This is a genomic window from Nonomuraea fuscirosea (assembly GCF_035917475.1).
GTDB lineage: Bacteria > Actinomycetota > Actinomycetes > Streptosporangiales > Streptosporangiaceae > Nonomuraea > Nonomuraea fuscirosea.
In genome coordinates this window covers 4,142,443-4,158,945 of sequence record NZ_CP109074.1, presented here as the reverse complement: position 1 = coordinate 4,158,945, position 16,503 = coordinate 4,142,443, and the positions used below count along the sequence as shown (strand labels likewise).

Annotated in this window: 15 protein-coding genes; 11 read left to right on the top strand and 4 right to left on the bottom strand. The window is 72.8% G+C overall.

The window, feature by feature from the left end; all coding sequences use genetic code 11:
• The first annotated feature begins 88 nt into the window (after window positions 1-88).
• From OIE67_RS18845 to OIE67_RS18830, 4 genes are all read left to right on the top strand, one after another.
• Window positions 89-742 carry an ABC transporter permease gene (locus OIE67_RS18845; protein ID WP_326642062.1) on the top strand — a complete coding sequence of 218 codons (654 nt, stop codon included), beginning with the start codon at window positions 89-91 and terminating at the stop codon, window positions 740-742.
• A complete protein-coding gene (locus tag OIE67_RS18840; RefSeq protein ID WP_326642060.1) occupies window positions 729-1,712 on the top strand; it encodes an ABC transporter ATP-binding protein in 984 nt (327 codons plus the stop codon). Before OIE67_RS18845 ends, OIE67_RS18840 begins: the two co-directional genes overlap by 14 nt.
• Complete coding sequence (locus OIE67_RS18835; RefSeq protein WP_219911833.1) at window positions 1,702-2,472, top strand: ABC transporter permease; 771 nt, start codon at window positions 1,702-1,704, stop codon at window positions 2,470-2,472. The genes OIE67_RS18840 and OIE67_RS18835 overlap by 11 nt, the downstream gene beginning before the upstream one ends.
• Before the next feature lie 62 nt (window positions 2,473-2,534).
• A complete protein-coding gene (locus OIE67_RS18830) occupies window positions 2,535-3,503 on the top strand; it encodes a glycine betaine ABC transporter substrate-binding protein (RefSeq protein ID WP_326642056.1) in 969 nt (322 codons plus the stop codon).
• A gap of 29 nt (window positions 3,504-3,532) precedes the next feature.
• Here the strand turns inward: OIE67_RS18830 and OIE67_RS18825 are convergent, their stop codons facing one another.
• Window positions 3,533-5,038 carry a pyridoxal phosphate-dependent decarboxylase family protein gene (locus OIE67_RS18825; RefSeq protein ID WP_326642054.1) on the bottom strand — a complete coding sequence of 502 codons (1,506 nt, stop codon included), beginning with the start codon at window positions 5,036-5,038 and terminating at the stop codon, window positions 3,533-3,535.
• Between the two features lie 200 nt (window positions 5,039-5,238).
• Between OIE67_RS18825 and OIE67_RS18820 the strand changes: the two genes are divergently transcribed.
• The gene (locus tag OIE67_RS18820; protein WP_326642052.1) at window positions 5,239-6,060 is read left to right on the top strand and encodes a GntR family transcriptional regulator; all 822 of its coding nucleotides are present in this window, start codon (window positions 5,239-5,241) and stop codon (window positions 6,058-6,060) included.
• A gap of 176 nt (window positions 6,061-6,236) precedes the next feature.
• Here OIE67_RS18820 and trpA read toward each other — a convergent pair whose 3' ends face one another.
• Window positions 6,237-7,127, bottom strand: a complete 891-nt coding sequence (gene trpA, locus OIE67_RS18815; protein ID WP_407674901.1) for a tryptophan synthase subunit alpha — start codon at window positions 7,125-7,127, stop codon at window positions 6,237-6,239.
• A 122-nt stretch (window positions 7,128-7,249) separates the two neighbouring features.
• The gene (trpB, locus tag OIE67_RS18810) at window positions 7,250-8,464 is read right to left on the bottom strand and encodes a tryptophan synthase subunit beta (RefSeq protein WP_326642047.1); all 1,215 of its coding nucleotides are present in this window, start codon (window positions 8,462-8,464) and stop codon (window positions 7,250-7,252) included.
• Between the two features lie 138 nt (window positions 8,465-8,602).
• Here trpB and OIE67_RS18805 point away from each other — a divergent pair, with 138 nt between their 5' ends.
• Complete coding sequence (locus OIE67_RS18805; RefSeq protein ID WP_326642045.1) at window positions 8,603-9,841, top strand: FAD-dependent monooxygenase; 1,239 nt, start codon at window positions 8,603-8,605, stop codon at window positions 9,839-9,841.
• Between the two features lie 78 nt (window positions 9,842-9,919).
• Here the strand turns inward: OIE67_RS18805 and OIE67_RS18800 are convergent, their stop codons facing one another.
• Window positions 9,920-10,387 carry a nuclear transport factor 2 family protein gene (locus OIE67_RS18800; protein ID WP_326642043.1) on the bottom strand — a complete coding sequence of 156 codons (468 nt, stop codon included), beginning with the start codon at window positions 10,385-10,387 and terminating at the stop codon, window positions 9,920-9,922.
• 197 nt (window positions 10,388-10,584) lie between these two features.
• On the opposite strand from OIE67_RS18800, the gene OIE67_RS18795 reads away from it, so the two are divergent.
• From OIE67_RS18795 to rph, 5 genes are all read left to right on the top strand, one after another.
• Window positions 10,585-10,749: a hypothetical protein gene (locus OIE67_RS18795; RefSeq protein ID WP_326642041.1), complete on the top strand. Its 165-nt coding sequence runs from the start codon at window positions 10,585-10,587 to the stop codon at window positions 10,747-10,749.
• A gap of 211 nt (window positions 10,750-10,960) precedes the next feature.
• Window positions 10,961-11,968 carry an ABC transporter substrate-binding protein gene (locus OIE67_RS18790; RefSeq protein WP_326642039.1) on the top strand — a complete coding sequence of 336 codons (1,008 nt, stop codon included), beginning with the start codon at window positions 10,961-10,963 and terminating at the stop codon, window positions 11,966-11,968.
• A complete protein-coding gene (locus tag OIE67_RS18785) occupies window positions 11,965-13,044 on the top strand; it encodes a FecCD family ABC transporter permease (protein WP_326642037.1) in 1,080 nt (359 codons plus the stop codon). Before OIE67_RS18790 ends, OIE67_RS18785 begins: the two co-directional genes overlap by 4 nt.
• On the top strand, window positions 13,041-13,796 hold the full coding sequence (locus tag OIE67_RS18780) for an ABC transporter ATP-binding protein (RefSeq protein WP_326642035.1): 756 nt from the start codon (window positions 13,041-13,043) through the stop codon (window positions 13,794-13,796). Before OIE67_RS18785 ends, OIE67_RS18780 begins: the two co-directional genes overlap by 4 nt.
• A 62-nt stretch (window positions 13,797-13,858) precedes the next feature.
• Entirely contained in the window at window positions 13,859-16,498 is a 2,640-nt protein-coding gene (gene rph, locus OIE67_RS18775; RefSeq protein WP_326642033.1) for a rifamycin-inactivating phosphotransferase, read from the top strand.
• Window positions 16,499-16,503 lie beyond the last annotated feature (5 nt).

Sequence of the window (16,503 nt, the reverse complement as noted above, 5' to 3'; positions counted from 1 at the left end):
TGCGCTAGTTGCACCATGTTTTGCGCTCACCGCAACAAATCACATACGTTTGCGAACCCATGCAAGCGTAAGCGAAGGCGGTTCCTCCATGAGTTTCAGCGAGTACGTGGTCTCACGATGGGACACCCTCTCGCTGGCCGCCGCGGAGCATGCCATGGTGGTGGCCATCGCCATGGCCGTCGCCACCGCCGTCGGCGTGCTCATCGGGCTCCTTTTCTACGACTCCCCGCGAGCGAGGGGAGGTGCGATAACGGCCTCGGCGGCCGTCCTGACGGTGCCCTCCCTGGCGCTGCTCACCCTCCTCATCCCCATCACCGGGCTCGGCTGGGGCTCCACCCTCGTCGCGCTCACCGCGTACGCCTTCCTGCCGATCATCCGCAACACCGTCACCGGGCTGCGCGGCCTGGACGCCGCCACCGTGGAGGCCGGCCGCGGCATGGGCCTCAGCCGCACCCGCGTGCTGCTGCAGGTGCAGCTGCCCCTGGCCTGGCCACTGATCCTCACCGGAGTGCGCGTCTCGGCGCAGATGCTCATCGGCATCGCCGCCATCGCCGCCTTCGTCGACGGCCCAGGACTAGGCACGCAGATCTTCGAGGGCCTGTCCCGGCTCGGCTCGGTGAACTCGCTCAACGCCACGCTCGCCGGAACGCTCGGCATCGTGGTCGTCGCCATCCTGTTCGACCTGTTCTTCTTCGCCGTCAGCCGGCTGACCACCCCGAGGGGGCTTCGTGTTCGATCGTGACACCGAAGGCGTGCGCATCGAGTTGCGCTCGCTGACCAAGCACTACCCGGGGCAGCCCGCCCCAGCGGTCGACGACGTCACCCTCGACATCCCCGCCGGAGAGCTCGTCGTGCTGGTCGGCCCGTCCGGCTGCGGCAAGACGACCACGATGAAGATGATCAACCGGCTGGTCGAGCCGAGCTCCGGCGAGATCCGCATCGGCGGCCAGGACGTCCTCGGCCTCAACCCCGACCAGCTGCGCCGGCACATCGGCTACGCCATCCAGCAGGTCGGCCTCTTCCCCCACCAGACGGTCGCCCAGAACATCGGCCTGGTGCCCAAACTGCTCGGCTGGAGCGCCGACCGGATCAACGCCCGCGTCGAGGAACTGCTCTCCCTGGTCAGCCTGGAGCCGTCGCTCTTCCGCGACCGCTACCCCCGCCAGCTGTCCGGCGGCCAGCAGCAGCGCGTCGGCGTCGCCCGGGCGCTGGCCGCCGACCCTCCCGTCATGCTCATGGACGAGCCGTTCGGCGCCACCGACCCGATCACCCGCGAGCACCTGCAGAACGAGTTCGCCCGGCTGCAGAAACAGCTGCGCAAGACGATCATCTTCGTCACCCACGACTTCGAGGAGGCCATCAAACTGGGCGACCGCATCGCGATCCTGCGCGAGCGCTCCCACATCGCCCAGTACGACACGCCCGCCGCCATCCTCGCCGCCCCGGCCGACGACTACGTCGCCGGGTTCATCGGCCAGGACGGCACGCTCAAGCGGCTGGCCCTGCTCAGCGTCGCCGACGTGACCCCGGCGCTGCCGCCGGACACCCGCCTGCCGCAGGTGAGCGCCGACGCCAGCCTGCGCGAGGCGCTGGACCTCATGCTCTCCCACGGCACCGACCAGTGCAGTTCGCCGACCGGCGTGCTCACCTACGCCTCGCTGTGCGAGGCCGTGGGCGCCCCGGCCGAGGCGGTGGTCTCCGGTGACCGCTGACACGCTGCCCGCCGCGCCCGCCCGCCCGGCCGTACGCCGCCCCGGCGCCCTGCGTCACCTGCTCACCCCCGCCGTCGTGGCCGTCGCGCTCGTCGCCCTGTACCTCTGGGTCGGCACGCTCGAACTGGACTCCATCGAGCAACGCAGCCTGAACGCCGCCGTGATCGTGGCCAAGGCCGTCGAGCACCTGGAGATGACCGCGGCCGCCACCGTCCTGGTGGTGATCATCGCCATCCCGCTGGGCATCGTCGCCTCGCGGGCGCGCAACCGGTTCATCGCCCCGATCATCCTGACCGCGGGCAACCTCGGCCAGGCGGTGCCGTGCATCGGGCTGCTGGTGCTGTGCACGTTCCTGATGGGCGTCGGCTTCCAGACCGCGCTCGTCGGGCTCGTCGCCTACGCCGTGCTGCCCGTGCTGCGCAACACCATGGTCGGTGTGCAGCAGGTCGACCCGGCCCTCGTCGAGGCCGCCCGCGGCATGGGCATGACCAGCGGCCAGATCCTGCGCCGGGTCGAGCTCAAGCTCGCCGTGCCCGCGATCCTGGCCGGGCTGCGCACGGCCCTGGTGCTGACCGTGGGCGTGGCCACGCTGGGCGCGTTCGTCGCGGCCGGCGGGTTCGGCGAGCTGATCATCAACGGGCTCAAGCTGAACCGCATGCCCGTCACCATCGTCGGTGGCGTGCTGACCGCGTGCATCGCCTTCCTCGTCGACTGGCTGGGCGGGCTCGCCGAGAACCTGCTCAAGCCGCGCGGCATGTGACCCACCTTTCCCCTACGCGGTTGACGTTTTCCGATCATCGAAGAACACGAGGTGTTTCCGACATGCTTTCCCGTCCCGTCCGGACGACCTTCGCCCTGCTCGCCGCCGCGGCACTGACCCTGGGCGCCGCCGGCTGCGGCTCGCCAGGGGAGGTCGAGGCGGGCGCCGCGGGCGACGAGCTGGCCGGCGCCAAGTTCATCGTCGGCTCCAAGGACTTCACTGAGAACATCATGCTCGGCAAGATCGCCGTCCAGCTGCTGAAGGCGCACGGAGCGGAGATCGTCGACAAGACCAACCTGGGCGGCACCGTGGCCAACCGCAAGGCCCTGGAGTCCAGTGAGATCGACATGTACTGGGAGTACTCCGGCACCGGCTGGATCGAGCACCTGAAGAACGCCAAGCCCATCCAGGACTCCGCCGAGCAGTTCAAGGCCACCGCCGACGCCGACCTGCAGAAGAACAAGATCCACTGGATCGGCCCGACCCCGCTGAACAACACCTACGCCCTGGCCATCCGCTCGGAGAAGGCGACGGAACTGGGCGTCAAGACGGTGTCCGACGTGGCCGCGCTGGCCAAGAGCAAGCCCGAGGAGGTCAGCATCTGCATCGAGACGGAGTTCTCCACCCGCGACGACGGGCTTCCCGGCCTCAGCAAGGCCTACGACATGACCATCCCCAAGGACCGCGTCAAGCTGCTCGACACCGGCGTCGTCTACACCGAGACCGACAAGGGCCAGACCTGCAACTTCGGCGAGGTGTTCACCACCGACGGCCGCATCGCCGCACTCGGCCTGACCGTGCTGGAGGACGACAAGAAGTTCTTCCCGATCTACAACGCGGCCATGACGATGCGGCAGGAGACCTACGACAAGTACCCCGCGCTGGAGAAGGTGCTGCAGCCGGTCATCGCCAAGCTGGACGACGCCACCATGCAGCAGCTCAACGCCCGGGTGGACGTCGAGGGCGAGGAGCCGGGCAAGGTGTCGGCCGACTGGCTGGGCAAGCAGGGCCTGCTCGGCTCCGACACCTGACCGGCCGCCAGGCCCGCCCCCGGGCCGTGTCACCAGGCCCGGCCCGGCGCTCCCCCGGCTGTTCTGCCGGGGCCGGGGGCGGCGGCGCGTTCCGCCCGTAGTTCGGCGCAGCTCTCGCCGATGATGTCGAGGAGCTGCTCCACCCGGTCCTGGTGGGTGCGGTGGCTGACGACGCACACCCGGATCATGTACCGGCCGTCGATCCGGGTGCTGGACAGCAGCGCCCGGCCCCGCGCCGTCACACGGCGCAGGAGTTCGGCGTTGAACGCGTCGGCATCCGCACCGTCACTGTCGCCGTTACCGTCACTGTCGCCGCCGCCGGGCGCCCAGCGGAAGGCGACGGCCGTCAGGCTCGGCCGCCACGGAACCTCGAAGCCCTGCTCGCGCAGCCGCTCGTAGACGAGCTCGGCCAGGTCGAGCTTCTCGTCCAGGGCGCGGCGGAAGGCGCCGAGGCCGTGCAGCTTGATCGGCAACCACAGCCGCAGGCCGCGGAAGTCGCGGGTCAGCTCAGGGGAGTACTCGCTGAAGTTGGGGATCTCCTCCTCCTCGCTCAGGTCCTGCAGGTAGGCCGCGTCCATGTGGTGGGCCTGGCGCAGCAGGGCACCGTCGCGTACCAGCAGCGCGCCGATCCCGTACGGCAGGAACAGGGCCTTGTGCGGATCCATCGTGATCGAGTCGGCCAGCTCGATGCCGCGCAGCCGGGCCCGGCCGCGTTCGGTGAGCTGGAACGGCCCGCCGTAGGCGGCGTCGACGTGGAACCAGGCCCCGGCCCGGCCGGCGACGGCGGCGAGCTCGGTGAGCGGGTCGACGGCCCCGGTGTTCGTCGTGCCCGCGCTGCCGATCACCAGGAACGGCCGCAGCCCCGCCCGCCGGTCCTCCTCGATCATCCGCTCCAGCGCGGCCGGATCCATGGCCAGGTCCCGGCCCGTCGGCACGGCGCGTACGTGCGCGCGCGGGACGCCCGCCAGCAGGGCCGCCTTGGCGCAGGAGGCGTGGGTCTGGCCGGTGACGTAGACGGTGCCGTCGAGGAAGCTCTCCCCGAGCCGGGCGTTCCTGGCGGTCACGATGGCGGAGAAGTTGGCCATGGAGCCGCCGGAGGTGAGGATGCCGCGCGCCTGCGCCGGATAGCCGAACAGGTCGCAGAACCAGCGGACGGCCGTCGCCTCGATCTGCGCGCACGCGGGGGCCAGCTGCCAGACGGAGACGTACTTGTTCATCACCGCGGCCAGGAAGTCGGCGAGCGCGGCCGCGTACAGGCCGCCGCCCGGCACGTAGGCGAGGTAGCCGGGACCGGCGCTGGTGGCTCCGACGCGGGCCGCCGCGTGCAGCGTGGACAGCAGGCCGGGCAGCGGGCTGCCCAGCTCGGGAGCCGGCTCGCGCAGCGCCCCCGCCAGCTCCTCGCCGCCGATCGGGTCGAAGGCGGGCAGCTCCGGCAGGTCGCGCAGGTACTCCTCGGCGAAGGCCAGCACGGCCTCGCCCATCTGACGCACCTGCTCCGGGCCTGGCTCAAGGGGGTACCGCGTGGCATCTGACATGATCCGTATCCTGACATCCACCCCATGCGGGACAACAACCATGGTCCCCGGCGGCCACCTGCCGAAGGGCGACCGTGGTCTCCGGGCGGTCGGCGACCGTGCTCGATGACGACCATGGAGTGGTCGGCGAATGTGCGCGGCGGCGGTCGCGGAGCGGACGTCGAGCGTGATCGACGACGGCCACGGATAGGCTTTGGCGCATGTTCCCGGAGGGAGAGCCCAGGCCGCGCCTGACCGGCACGGCGGGTGGCGAGCCGAAGTACCAGGCCATCTACCGCGATCTCCTCGCCCGGATCGAGGCGGGCGACGTCGCGGCCGGCCAGCCGCTGCCCTCGCAGCGGGAGCTCGCCGACCACTACGGCGTCAGCCTGATGACCGTCCGCCAGGCGTTGCAGCGGCTCGGCGGCGAGGGGCGGATCGAGCAGCGGCACGGGCTCGGCACGTTCGTCGCGGGGCCGCCCGTCATCCCCTACCAGCTCAACAGCCTGGGCAGCCTGGCGGAAGAGCTGGCCGAGCAGGGCATCGACCTGGAGACGGTGCTGCTCGGAGTGCGCCGCGGGCCCGCTCCCGCGCCGGTGCCGGCCCAGCTGGGGCTGGGGCCGCGCGACGAGGTCACGGTGATCGAACGGCTGCGCGTGGTGGGCGGGACGCCGGTGATCCACCAGCTCTCCTACCTGCCGCCCGCCCTGGCGGCGAACCTGGGCTCGGACGCCGGCCTGGACGAGGAGGAGCTGAAGCGGACGCCGCTCTACCGGCTGATCGAGGAGCGGGGCGGGGTCACGCCGTCGTGGGCGACCGAGGCGATCAAGCCGGTGGTCCTGTCGGAGGAGCAGGCCCGCCTGCTGGAGCAGCCCGCCGGAGGCGCCGCGCTGATGAGCGAGCGGGTCACGTACGACGTGGACGATCGGCCGGTGCTGGCCGACCGGGCGATCATGTGCGCGTCGCAGGTGGTGTTCACGACGCGGCGGCAGGCCCCGGAACGCCCGGCGGTCGCCCTGCGCCTCGACCACCCCACCACCTGACCGCCCAGCACACAACCACCCGGGATCTGACCCGCCGGTAACCGGCCGATGCCGCCTGACCGCTCGGCACCCGGTCACTCGGGATCTGACCCGCCGGCGCCGGACCCACCGGCACCCGGCCGATGCCGCCTGACCACTCGGTAACTGGCCATTCCGCCCTTGACCGGCCGACACCCTCAGCGCCGGCCACCGGGCTGCCCGGCGACGGGGTGCCGGCGGTTCGAGGCCGGGCTGCGCCGTACGCCGTGGGCGAGTTCGCGAGCCAGGGTCTCCACGGCCGCGATGCCGGCGGCCGGGTCGGGGGCGTCCGTCAGGGCGCGGACGAAGGCAGAGCCGACGATGACGCCGTCCGCGAACGCGGCGACCTCGGCGGCCCGCGCCGCGTCCCCGACGCCGAGCCCCACGCACACCGGCAGGTCCGTGACCTTCTTCACGCGCGCCACCAGGTCCTTCGCCCCCGAGCTCACCAGCTCCCGCTCCCCCGTCACGCCCATCACGGAGGCGGCGTAGAGGAAGCCGCGGGAGGAGCGGGCGGCCAGGTCGATGCGTTCGCGGGTGGAGGTGGGGGCGACGAGGTGGACGCGGTCGAGGTCATGCCGGTCGGCGGCGGCGTGCCAGGCGGCGGCCTCCTCGGGCAGGAGGTCCGGGGTGATCAGCCCGGCGCCGCCGGCCGCGGCCAGGTCCTCGGCGAAGCGGGCGACGCCGTACCGGTCGATCAGCGTCCAGTAGGTCATGATCAGCGCCGGTGTGCCGCGCAGGGCGCGGACGGCGCTCAGCCCGTCGGCCGGGGTGGTCCCGCGGGCGAGCGCGGCCTCGGTGGCCCGCTGGATCAGCGGGCCGTCCATGAGCGGGTCGGTGTACGGCAAGCCCACCTCGACGATGTCCACTCCGCCCGCGACCATGGCCCGCATGGCCGCCACCGAGGTCGCGACGTCGGGGAACCCGACGGGCAGGTAGCCGATGAGCGCGGCCCTGCCTTCCCGCCTCGCCCGCTCGACGACCGCCCGGGCACTTCCGTGCCCGCCTCCCCGAACCTCCTCGGACAGGCCCGCACGGCCGCCCTCCATCGGCTCCTCAAGCCCGCCTTGCCGCGGCCCCTCGGGCAGGCCCGCACGCCCGCTCGGCTCCTCAAGCCCGCCTTGCCGCGGCCCCTCGGATCCGCCCGCGTGGCCGGCTGGTGAACGGGGGTTCATGCGTCCGCCTCCATCAGCCCGAAGTACCGGGCGGCCGTGTCCATGTCCTTGTCGCCGCGCCCGGAGAGGTTGACCAGGACGATCCCGTCCGGTCCCAGCCGCCGCCCCTCCCTGATGGCCCCGGCCAGGGCGTGCGCGCTCTCGATCGCCGGGATGATCCCCTCGGTGCGGCACAGCAGCTGGAACGCCTCCATGGCCGCCGCGTCGTCCACGGCCTCGTAGCGGGCCCGGCCGGTGTCGTGCAGCCAGGCGTGCTGCGGCCCGATGCCGGGATAGTCGAGGCCGGCGGAGATGGAGTGGCTCTCCCGGGTCTGGCCGTGCTCGTCCTGCAGCACGTACGTACGGCTGCCGTGCAGGATGCCCGGCGTGCCCCCGGAGACGGCGGCGGCGTGCCGGCCGGTGCCGACCCCGGTGCCGCCGGCCTCCAGGCCGACGAGTTCGACGCCGGGATCGTCGAGGAAGGCGTGGAAGATGCCGAGCGCGTTGGAGCCGCCGCCGACGCAGGCGCAGACGACGTCGGGCAGACGCCCCGTCAGATCGAGGATCTGCCGCCGCGCCTCGATGCCGATGATCTGCTGGAACTCGCGCACCATGGCCGGGAACGGGTGCGGCCCCGCGACCGAGCCGATGAGGTAGTGGGTGTGCTCGACGTTGGTGACCCAGTCGCGCATGGCCTCGTTCATGGCGTCCTTGAGCGTGCGTGAGCCCGAGCTCACGGGGACGACGGTCGCTCCGAGCAGGCGCATCCTGACCACGTTCAGCGCCTGGCGGCGCATGTCGACCTCGCCCATGTAGATCACCGCCTCCAGCCCGAGCAGGGCGGCGGCCGTGGCGGCGGCGACGCCGTGCTGGCCGGCGCCGGTCTCGGCGATGATCCGGCGCTTGCCCATGCGCCGGGTGAGCAGGGCCTGGCCGAGCACGTTGTTGATCTTGTGGGAGCCGGTGTGGTTGAGGTCCTCGCGCTTGAGCAGGACGCGGGCGCCGCCGGCGTGCCGGGCGAAGGACGGCACCTCGGTGATGACGCTCGGGCGGCCCGAGTACGAGCGGTGCAGCTCCTCCAGCCGGTCGCGGAACGCCGGGTCGCCGAGCGCGTCGCGGTAGCCGGCCTCCAGCTCGTCCAGGGCCACGACCAGGGCTTCTGGGGTGAACCGGCCGCCGAACCGGCCGAAGTACGGCCCGGCGCGGCCGGTCAGGGTCTCCGTCTCCGTCATCGGGCACCTCCCTTGCTTCGAGTGTTCTAGAAGACTAGAACTCAAGGGGCAGACTCGTCAAACTTCGGTCTCGGCGGCCCGGCGCGCCTTCCGTACAGTGGAGGCAGGGGGAGCGACCACGACGGCGGGGAGCCGGCCATGAGCGCACACAGCACCCATCCGGACGGCACCCGCGACGGCGGCGGAATCTCGGTCGCCGTCGTGGGCGGCGGCATCGGAGGGCTCACCACCGCGCTCTCGCTGCTGCACCGTGGCATCGACGCGCACGTCTACGAGCAGGCCGCCGAGCTGAGCGAGGTCGGCGCGGGCGTGCAGATCAGCCCGAACGCCTCCCGCGTGCTGCACGGGCTCGGCCTGGCCGACGACCTGGAGCGGACGGGGGTCAAGCCGGTGGCCCTGCACCAGCGGCGCTGGGACGACGGCCGCACCCTGGCCCGCTCGCCGCAAGCCGGGCCGCTGGAGGCCGCCTTCGGCTTCCCGCACTACCTGATGCACCGCGCCGACCTGCTCGCCGCGCTCGCCCGGCGCCTGCCCGCCGAACGCCTGCACCTTCGGCACCGCCTCACCGGGCTGACCGATCACGGCGACCACGTCGAGGCGAGGTTCGCGAACGGCGCCCGCGCCGAGGCCGGCGTGCTGGTGGGCGCGGACGGGATCCACTCCCCCACCCGCGCGGCCCTGTTCGGGCCCGAACACCCCCGTTTCACCGGCTGCGTCGCCTATCGCGGACTGGTGCCGGCCGAGCGGCTGCGCGGCCTGGGGCTGGAGGTCACCACGCAACTGTGGATGGGGCCCCGCGCGCACTTCGTGCACTACTTCGTCGGCGGCGGCCGGCTGGTCAACTTCGTGGCGATCATCGAGCGGGACAGCTGGACGCGGGAGTCGTGGACCGACCGCAGGGACGTCGCCGAGGCGCTCGCCGCGTTCGAAGGCTGGCATCCGCAGGTGCGGGCGATCATCGAGGCGGTGGACGAGACGTACCTGTGGGCGCTGTTCGACCGCGCCCCGCTCCGGCGCTGGTCGGCGGGCCGGATGACGCTGCTGGGCGACGCCTGCCACGCGATGCTGCCGTTCATGGCCCAGGGGGCCGCCATGGCGGTCGAGGACGCCGCCACCCTCGCCGCCCGCCTGGCCGCCGCGCAGGCCGGCCCCCGCCGGGACCTCGCCGCCGCCCTGCCCGCCGCGCTGCTCCAGTACGAGGCGGCGCGCCTCCCCCGGACGTCACGGCTGCAGGCCATGTCGACGGCCAACAAGACGGAGTTCCACCTGCCCGACGGGCCCGGCCAGGCCGAACGCGACGCCCGGATGTCCGAGGGCGTGCCCGGCATGTCGCTCCAGGCCCTGGCCTGGGTCTACGGCCACGACGCCGCCGCCTGACCGATCCCGCCACCTGACCCGCCAGCCGACCGGTTCCGTCGGCCGGTTCCGTCGGCCGGTCCCGTCGGCCGGTGGGTGTCAGCCGCGGCGGGCCGGGGGCCAGCCGTGCCCCCAGCCGCCCTGGATCATCGTCTGGAACGCCCACCCCTCCTCCGTCCGGACGAGCAGGTCCGCGTAGCGCATGTGCTCCTCGCGGCCCTCGATCGTCATCGTGGCGTCGGTCTCGACGACCACGAGGTTCGGGCTGAGGAAGCGGGGGGTGCGGACGGAGGTCAGGCCGAGGCCCGCGGTGCCGCCGCCCATCGCCTCCTTCATCGCCTCGACGTACTCCCGCCTGCTCCACTGCTTGACGGCGGCGTGCCCGCCGGGCACGTCGGTGACCACGTTCATCGGGAAGACCGCCAGGTCGGCGAGCTGCTCGATCGCGCCCTGCTCTGCCAGGGCGTCGTACTGCGCGAACCAGCCCTCCACACTCGCCCGGTCGTCGTCGCTCGGCTGGTAGACCATGAGAACCCCTTCCTTGTCGTACGCCGTACCGTACACCATACGGCAGGGAGTCACGACCGCTTTTCCCGGCGGGCGGCGGGGGCAGGGGCGGTCGAACCGGGGCGGAGGTCCCCGCGTAGTCTCTAGAGACCAGCCAAGACTCGGAGGAACGCTCTGTGGTGAGTGGGATCCCAGGGGCCCGGCCCGCCAGGAGACCGAAACCGAACGCCATCTGCGTCGGCGGCCCCTGTGACGGCATGCTCACCCACATCGAGCAGGATGTCGGCGTCGTACGGGTGCGCTTAGAACCCGACCCCCAGACCCACGGCGTCCGCTACCGCATCACCGCGGGCCGCGTGCACCACCCTTCATGCAACGTCCCGTTCGTCGTGCTGAGCTGGGCCGACGACGACGGCGACTGACCCCCAGAGCCCCCAGAGCCCCCGGAAACTCCCCGCAAGACCTCCGCAACGCCTCCGGCGCCCCCATGCCGCGAGGCGTCTCTGGCATGCCCGGACTCGGCGCCCCATCGTCTCCACGCAGCACTAATTGCAACTTGCTGGCAATTACGAGTTCTGTGCAGAATGTGGTGTTTCCTCTGATCACCCACCTCGCCCCCGGAGTACTCACCGCATGAGAAGGTTGCTCGTCCTGCTGGCGGCCCTGACGCTGACCGCCTGCGGGCAGGCGCCCGCCGTCCAGGAATCCGGGCCCGCCGCGGCGCCGCCGGCCGGTTTCCCCGTCACGATCCAGAACTGCGGCCGCACCCTCACCTTCGACCGGCCGCCGGCCAAGGTGGTGACCGGCTACCACCCCTCGCTGGAGACCCTGTTCGCGCTCGGCCTGGCCGACCGGGTGGCCGGGCGGACGAACTTCTCCGAGAGCGCGTTCCTGCCGGGCCACCGGGAGCTGTACGCGCGGATCAAGGAGATCTCCCCGACGATCATGCTGCCGCAGAAGGAGGTCATGCTCGCCCAGGGCGCCGACTTCGTGCTGGACAACGCGATGGCCTCCTTCGACGCCGCCGGCGGCTACGCCACGGTGGCGGAGCTGGACGCGGCGGGCTCCCCGGTCTACATCCTGGGCGGCTGGTGCAGCCCTCGGGAGACGCTCGAGTTCACCCTGGAGGACACCTTCACCGACCTGCACAACCTGGGCCGGATCTTCGGCGTCCCCGACCGCGCCGCCAAGCTGGCCGCCGGCCTGCGCGCCGGGCTCGACGACGTGCGCGAGCGGGTCGCCGGCCGGTCGCCGGTCAGGGTGCTGGCCACCGACGGCGGCAGGGGCCCGGTCAACGCCTACGGCGGCGCCGGCCTGACCCACCAGATGATCACCGCAGCCGGCGGGCGCAACGTGCTGGAGGGCGTCGAGGGCGACTACACCGAGGTCAGCGCGGAGCAGGTCAGCGCCGCGCAGCCGGAGGCGGTCCTGGTCAGCGAGTACGCCACGCTGCGGGGCGAGACGACGCCGAGCGTGCGGGCCAAGACCGCCGACACCTTCGCCGTGGTCAGGAACAGCCCCGCCGCCGCGGACCGGCGCGTGCTGGCGCTGCCGGTGGCGGCCCAGCATCCCGGCTACCGCAACCTGCTGGCCATCGCCGGCATCGCCCGCTTCCTGCACCCCGGCGCGTTCCCCGCATGACCGCGGCGACCACCCCCGCCCAGGCGCCGGGCCGGCGCCGGGCCCGTTACCTCGCGCTCGTCGCCGGGCTGACCGTGGCCGTGCTCGCCTCCACCTGGCTGGCGGTGAGCATCGGCGCGGTGCACGTCGCGCTGCCGCAGGCGTGGGGCATCGTCGCCGACCGGCTGGCGCCCGGCCTGTTCCCGCGCACGTGGACGCCGGTGCAGGAGCAGATCGTGTGGGAGTTCCGGCTGCCGCGGGCGCTGCTGGCGCTGCTCGTCGGGGCCGGGCTGGCGGTGGTCGGGGCGGTGCTGCAGGCGCTGGTGCGCAACCCGCTCGCCGACCCGTTCCTGCTCGGCGTCTCCTCCGGCGCGTCGTTCGGCGCGGTGCTCGTGCTCATCCTGGGCGCGGGAGCGCTGGGCGGGCTGTCGCTGTCGGGCGCCGCCTTCGCCGGCTCCCTGCTGGCCCTGGGCCTGGTGTACGCGCTGGCGCAGCGGGCCGGCCGCATCACCCCGTCGCGGCTGGTGCTGGCCGGGGTCGCGCTGGCCTACCTGTTCCAGGCCCTCTACAGCTTCGTGCTGCAGCAGGCGCAGAGCGGCCGGGCCGCCCAGCAGGTGCTGTTCTGGCTCATGGGCAGCCTGGGCGGGGCCCGCTGGCACATGCTGCCGCTGCCGGCCGCCGTGCTGGGCGCGGGGCTGGCGTACCTGCTCACGCAGCACCGCCCGCTGAACGCGCTGGCCGCCGGCGAGGAGAGCGCCGTCTCCCTCGGCGTGAACGTGCCCCGCCTGCGGGTCACGCTCTTCTTCCTGACCTCCCTGCTGGTCGGCGTGCTGGTGGCCACCAGCGGCGCGATCGCGTTCGTCGGGCTGATCGCGCCGCACGCGGCCCGCCTGCTCGTCGGCGCCGACCACGGCCGGGTGCTGCCGGTCACGGCGCTGCTCGGCGCGGCGTTCCTGCAACTGGTGGACGTCGCGGCGCGCACCGTGAGCGCGCCGCAGGAGCTGGCGCTGAGCATCGTCACCGCGCTGTTCGGGGTGCCGTTCTTCCTGTGGCTGCTGCGCCGCCGCTCGGCCGAGCGGGCGGTGAGCGTCGCATGAGGCTCGACGTGAGCGGCGTCTCGGCGCGCCTCGACGGCCGGGACATCGTGCACGAAGCCGGTCTGCGGGTGGACGGCGGCGAGTTCGTCGCCCTGGTCGGGCCGAACGGTTGCGGCAAGTCCACCCTGATGCGGACGATCTACCGGGCGCTGCGGCCCTCGGCCGGGCTCGTCACCGTGGACGGCGACGACGTGCACCGCCTGCCCTGGCGCGAGTCGGCCCGGCGGACGGCCGTGGTGGCGCAGGAGACGCCGGCCGAGCTGGACTTCACGGTGGGCGAGGTGGTGCTGATGGGGCGCACGCCGTACCGGCGCGTCCCGGCGGCCGACGAGGAGCGGTGCGCGCGGGCCCTCGACCGGGTCGGCCTGTCCGGCGCGCGGGAGCGCGTCTACGCCACCCTGTCCGGCGGCGAGAAGCAGCGCGCGCTCGTCGCCCGCGCCCTGGTCCAGGAGACGCGCCTGCTGCTGCTCGACGAGCCCACCTCACACCTGGACGTCCGCCACCAGCTGGAGATCCTGCATCTCGTCCGCGAACTGGGGTCCGAGCTGGGCATCGCCACGCTGGCCGTCCTGCACGACCTCAACCAGGCCGCCGCGTTCTGCGACCGGCTCTACGTCATGAGCGCCGGCCGCATCGTGGCGGGCGGCCCGCCCGATCGGGTCCTCACGCCGGAGCTGATCTCGCGGGTGTACGGCGTGCGCGCCGTCCACCGGACCCAGCTCGTCTTCGAGCGCCTCGGGGGCAGCCCCTGAGCCGCATCCCTATTACGATACAGTTCTGCTCTGTATTTTAATGGGAAGGGACGGGATCAGCCATGGGTGCGTACGTGCTCGGGTTCCGCGACGTGGGCAGGGAGCGGCTCCCCCTGGTCGGAGGCAAGGGCGCCAACCTCGGGGAGCTGTCGTCCATCGGCGGCGTCGAGGTCCCGTACGGGTTCTGCGTCACCACCGAGGCCTACCGGCAGGTCGTGGAGGAGGACGCGGAGGCCGGGGCGCTGATCAACGGGCTGGCCGGGCTGCGGGCGGACGACCGGGAGGCGATCGCCGTCGCCGCGGCGCGGCTGCGCACCCTCATCGAGGGGCTGAGCGTGCCGGAGGAGATCCGGCGCAAGATCGCCCGGCACCTGGAGCAGGCGGGCGGCGACGGCGTGCCGTGCGCGGTGCGTTCCAGCGCGACCGCCGAGGACCTGCCCGCCAGCTCCTTCGCCGGGCAGCAGGACACCTACCTCAACGTCCGCGGCGCCGCCGCGGTGGTCGACGGCGTGCGGCGGTGCTGGGCGTCGCTGTTCACCGACCGGGCGGTGACCTACCGGACCAGGAACGGCTTCGACCACCGCGCCGTGCGGCTGTCGGTGGTGGTCCAGCAGATGGTCTTCCCCGACGCGGCGGGCATCATGTTCACCGCGGACCCGGTCTCCGGCAACCGGCACGTGGTCTCGATCGATGCCGGGTTCGGCCTCGGGGAGGCGTTCGTCTCGGGGCTGGTCAACGCCGACAACTACCGGGTCAGGGGCGGGCGGATCATCGGCAGGACGGTCGGCGTGCAGACGAAGGAGCTGCGCGCCGCCCCCGGCGGCGGCACCCTGGAGCAGCCGGTCGAGCCGGAACGACAGGGCGTCCAGAAGCTCACCGACGCCCAGATCCTGCGGCTGGAGAGCCTGGGCCGGCGGATCGAGGCGCACTACGGCGAGCCCCAGGACATCGAGTGGGCCCTGTCCGACGACCGCCTGTACGTGCTGCAGAGCCGCCCCGTCACCACGCTCTACCCCGTGCCGCCCGCGCACGACGGCAGGAACCACGTGTACGTCTCCTACGGCCACCGGCAGATGATGACCGACGCCTTCGCCCCGCTCGGCCTGTCGTTCTTCGCCCTGCTGCACGACCGGCTCGGCCGCACCGCGGGCGTGGTGGCGGGCAACCGCTTCTACAAGGACGTCTCCGCCGAGCTCACCTCGGCCTGGGCCAGGCCGGCCACCCTGAAGAGCCTCGGCCAGGTGGACGTCCTCATGGCCGACGGCCTGCGCACCGTGCTCAAGGACAAGCAGTTCACCGCCGAGCTGGCGCGCGGCAGGACCTCGATGCTGGACTTCGGCGACGCCGGCCCGCTGACGATCGCGCGCCAGTACCTCAAGCTCTCTCGCGAGGACGACCCCGGTGTCGTGCCCGCCCTCATCGCGCACACCGAGGAGACGGTGGAACGGCTGCGCGCCGGCCTGGCGGGCAGGTCCGGCGACGAGCTGTTCCAGTACATCCTCGACGACCACGCCGTCCTGGCCGAGCTGACCTTCGACCCGCGCAGCGTGGCCGCGGCGTTCGTCGGCATCCAGGCGGTGAACTGGGTCGACAAGCACATGGAGTCCTGGCTCGGCGTGCGGAACGCCGCCGACGCGATCGCCCGCTCCGCCGACCACAACGTGGTGGCCGCCATGGGGCTCGGCCTGCTGGACGTCGCCGACGTCGTCCGCGCGCACCCCGAGGTCGTGCGCCACCTGGAGACCGCTCCGCGCGGGGAACTCCTCGCCGGGCTGGACGGGCTCGACGGCGGCGCCGCCGTACGGGAGGCGCTGGAGGGTTATCTGCGCGCGTACGGGATGCACTGCGCCGGCGACATCGACATCACCAGGACCAGGTGGAGCGAGGACCCGGCGCCGCTCGTCCCGCTCATCCTGGCGAACGTGCGCGCCTTCGCGCCCGGCGAGCGCCGCCGCAGGACGGAACAGGGCCGCGCCGAGGCGGAACGCGCCATGGAGGACCTGCTCGGCCGGGTCGGGAAACTGCCCGGCGGCGCGGCCAAGGCCAGGAGGGCGGCCAGGAGGATGAGCCTGATCCGCCACTTCATCGGCTACCGCGAGTACTCCAAGCACTCCCTGCTGCTGCGCTACGAGCTGTACAAGCGGGCCCTGATGGCGGAGGCGGCGCGGCTGGCGGAGCGCGGGGTCGTCGAGAAGCCGGAGGACGTGTACTTCCTGTCCATCGAGGAGTTCAGGAGCGCGGTTGCCACCGGCGAGCTCGACCCCGCGCTCGTCACCGCCCGGCGGGAGGCGCACGAGGTCTACCGGAAGCTGACCCCGCCGCGCGTGATCACCTCCGAGGGTGAGGTCTTCTCCGGCGCGTACGACGCCGGCGCCCTGCCCGAGGGGGCGCTGGCGGGCATCGCCGTGTCGTCCGGCGTCGTGGAGGGCCGCGCCCGGGTCATCCGCGACCTCGCCGAGGCCGACGTCGAGGAGGGGGACATCCTGGTGACGGTCTGCACCGACCCGAGCTGGTCGCCGCTGTTCGTCTCGGTCAAAGCCGTGGTGATGGAGGTCGGGGGCGTGATGACGCACGGCGCCGTGGTGGCGCGCGAGTACGGCCTGCCCGCCGTCGCCGGGGTGGACGGGGCCACCGAGCGCATCGAGGACGGCCGGCTGATCCGGGTCAACGGCAGCGAAGGCTATGTCGAACTGCTCCCCTGAAACGC

Bases quoted from the DNA above. Each gene is read 5' to 3' on its own strand.
- OIE67_RS18785 (WP_326642037.1), top strand. From the start codon at position 11,965: ATGACCGCGGCGACCACCCCCGCCCAGGCGCCGGGCCGGCGCCGGGCC.
- trpA (WP_407674901.1), bottom strand. From the start codon at position 7,127: ATGGAGGGCGGCCGTGCGGGCCTGTCCGAGGAGGTTCGGGGAGGCGGG.
- OIE67_RS18790 (WP_326642039.1), top strand. From the start codon at position 10,961: ATGAGAAGGTTGCTCGTCCTGCTGGCGGCCCTGACGCTGACCGCCTGC.
- OIE67_RS18795 (WP_326642041.1), top strand. From the start codon at position 10,585: ATGCTCACCCACATCGAGCAGGATGTCGGCGTCGTACGGGTGCGCTTA.
- trpB (WP_326642047.1), bottom strand. From the start codon at position 8,464: ATGACGGAGACGGAGACCCTGACCGGCCGCGCCGGGCCGTACTTCGGC.
- OIE67_RS18825 (WP_326642054.1), bottom strand. From the start codon at position 5,038: ATGTCAGATGCCACGCGGTACCCCCTTGAGCCAGGCCCGGAGCAGGTG.
- OIE67_RS18830 (WP_326642056.1), top strand. From the start codon at position 2,535: ATGCTTTCCCGTCCCGTCCGGACGACCTTCGCCCTGCTCGCCGCCGCG.
- OIE67_RS18820 (WP_326642052.1), top strand. From the start codon at position 5,239: ATGTTCCCGGAGGGAGAGCCCAGGCCGCGCCTGACCGGCACGGCGGGT.
- OIE67_RS18805 (WP_326642045.1), top strand. From the start codon at position 8,603: ATGAGCGCACACAGCACCCATCCGGACGGCACCCGCGACGGCGGCGGA.
- OIE67_RS18800 (WP_326642043.1), bottom strand. From the start codon at position 10,387: ATGGTGTACGGTACGGCGTACGACAAGGAAGGGGTTCTCATGGTCTAC.
- OIE67_RS18845 (WP_326642062.1), top strand. From the start codon at position 89: ATGAGTTTCAGCGAGTACGTGGTCTCACGATGGGACACCCTCTCGCTG.
- rph (WP_326642033.1), top strand. From the start codon at position 13,859: ATGGGTGCGTACGTGCTCGGGTTCCGCGACGTGGGCAGGGAGCGGCTC.
- OIE67_RS18780 (WP_326642035.1), top strand. From the start codon at position 13,041: ATGAGGCTCGACGTGAGCGGCGTCTCGGCGCGCCTCGACGGCCGGGAC.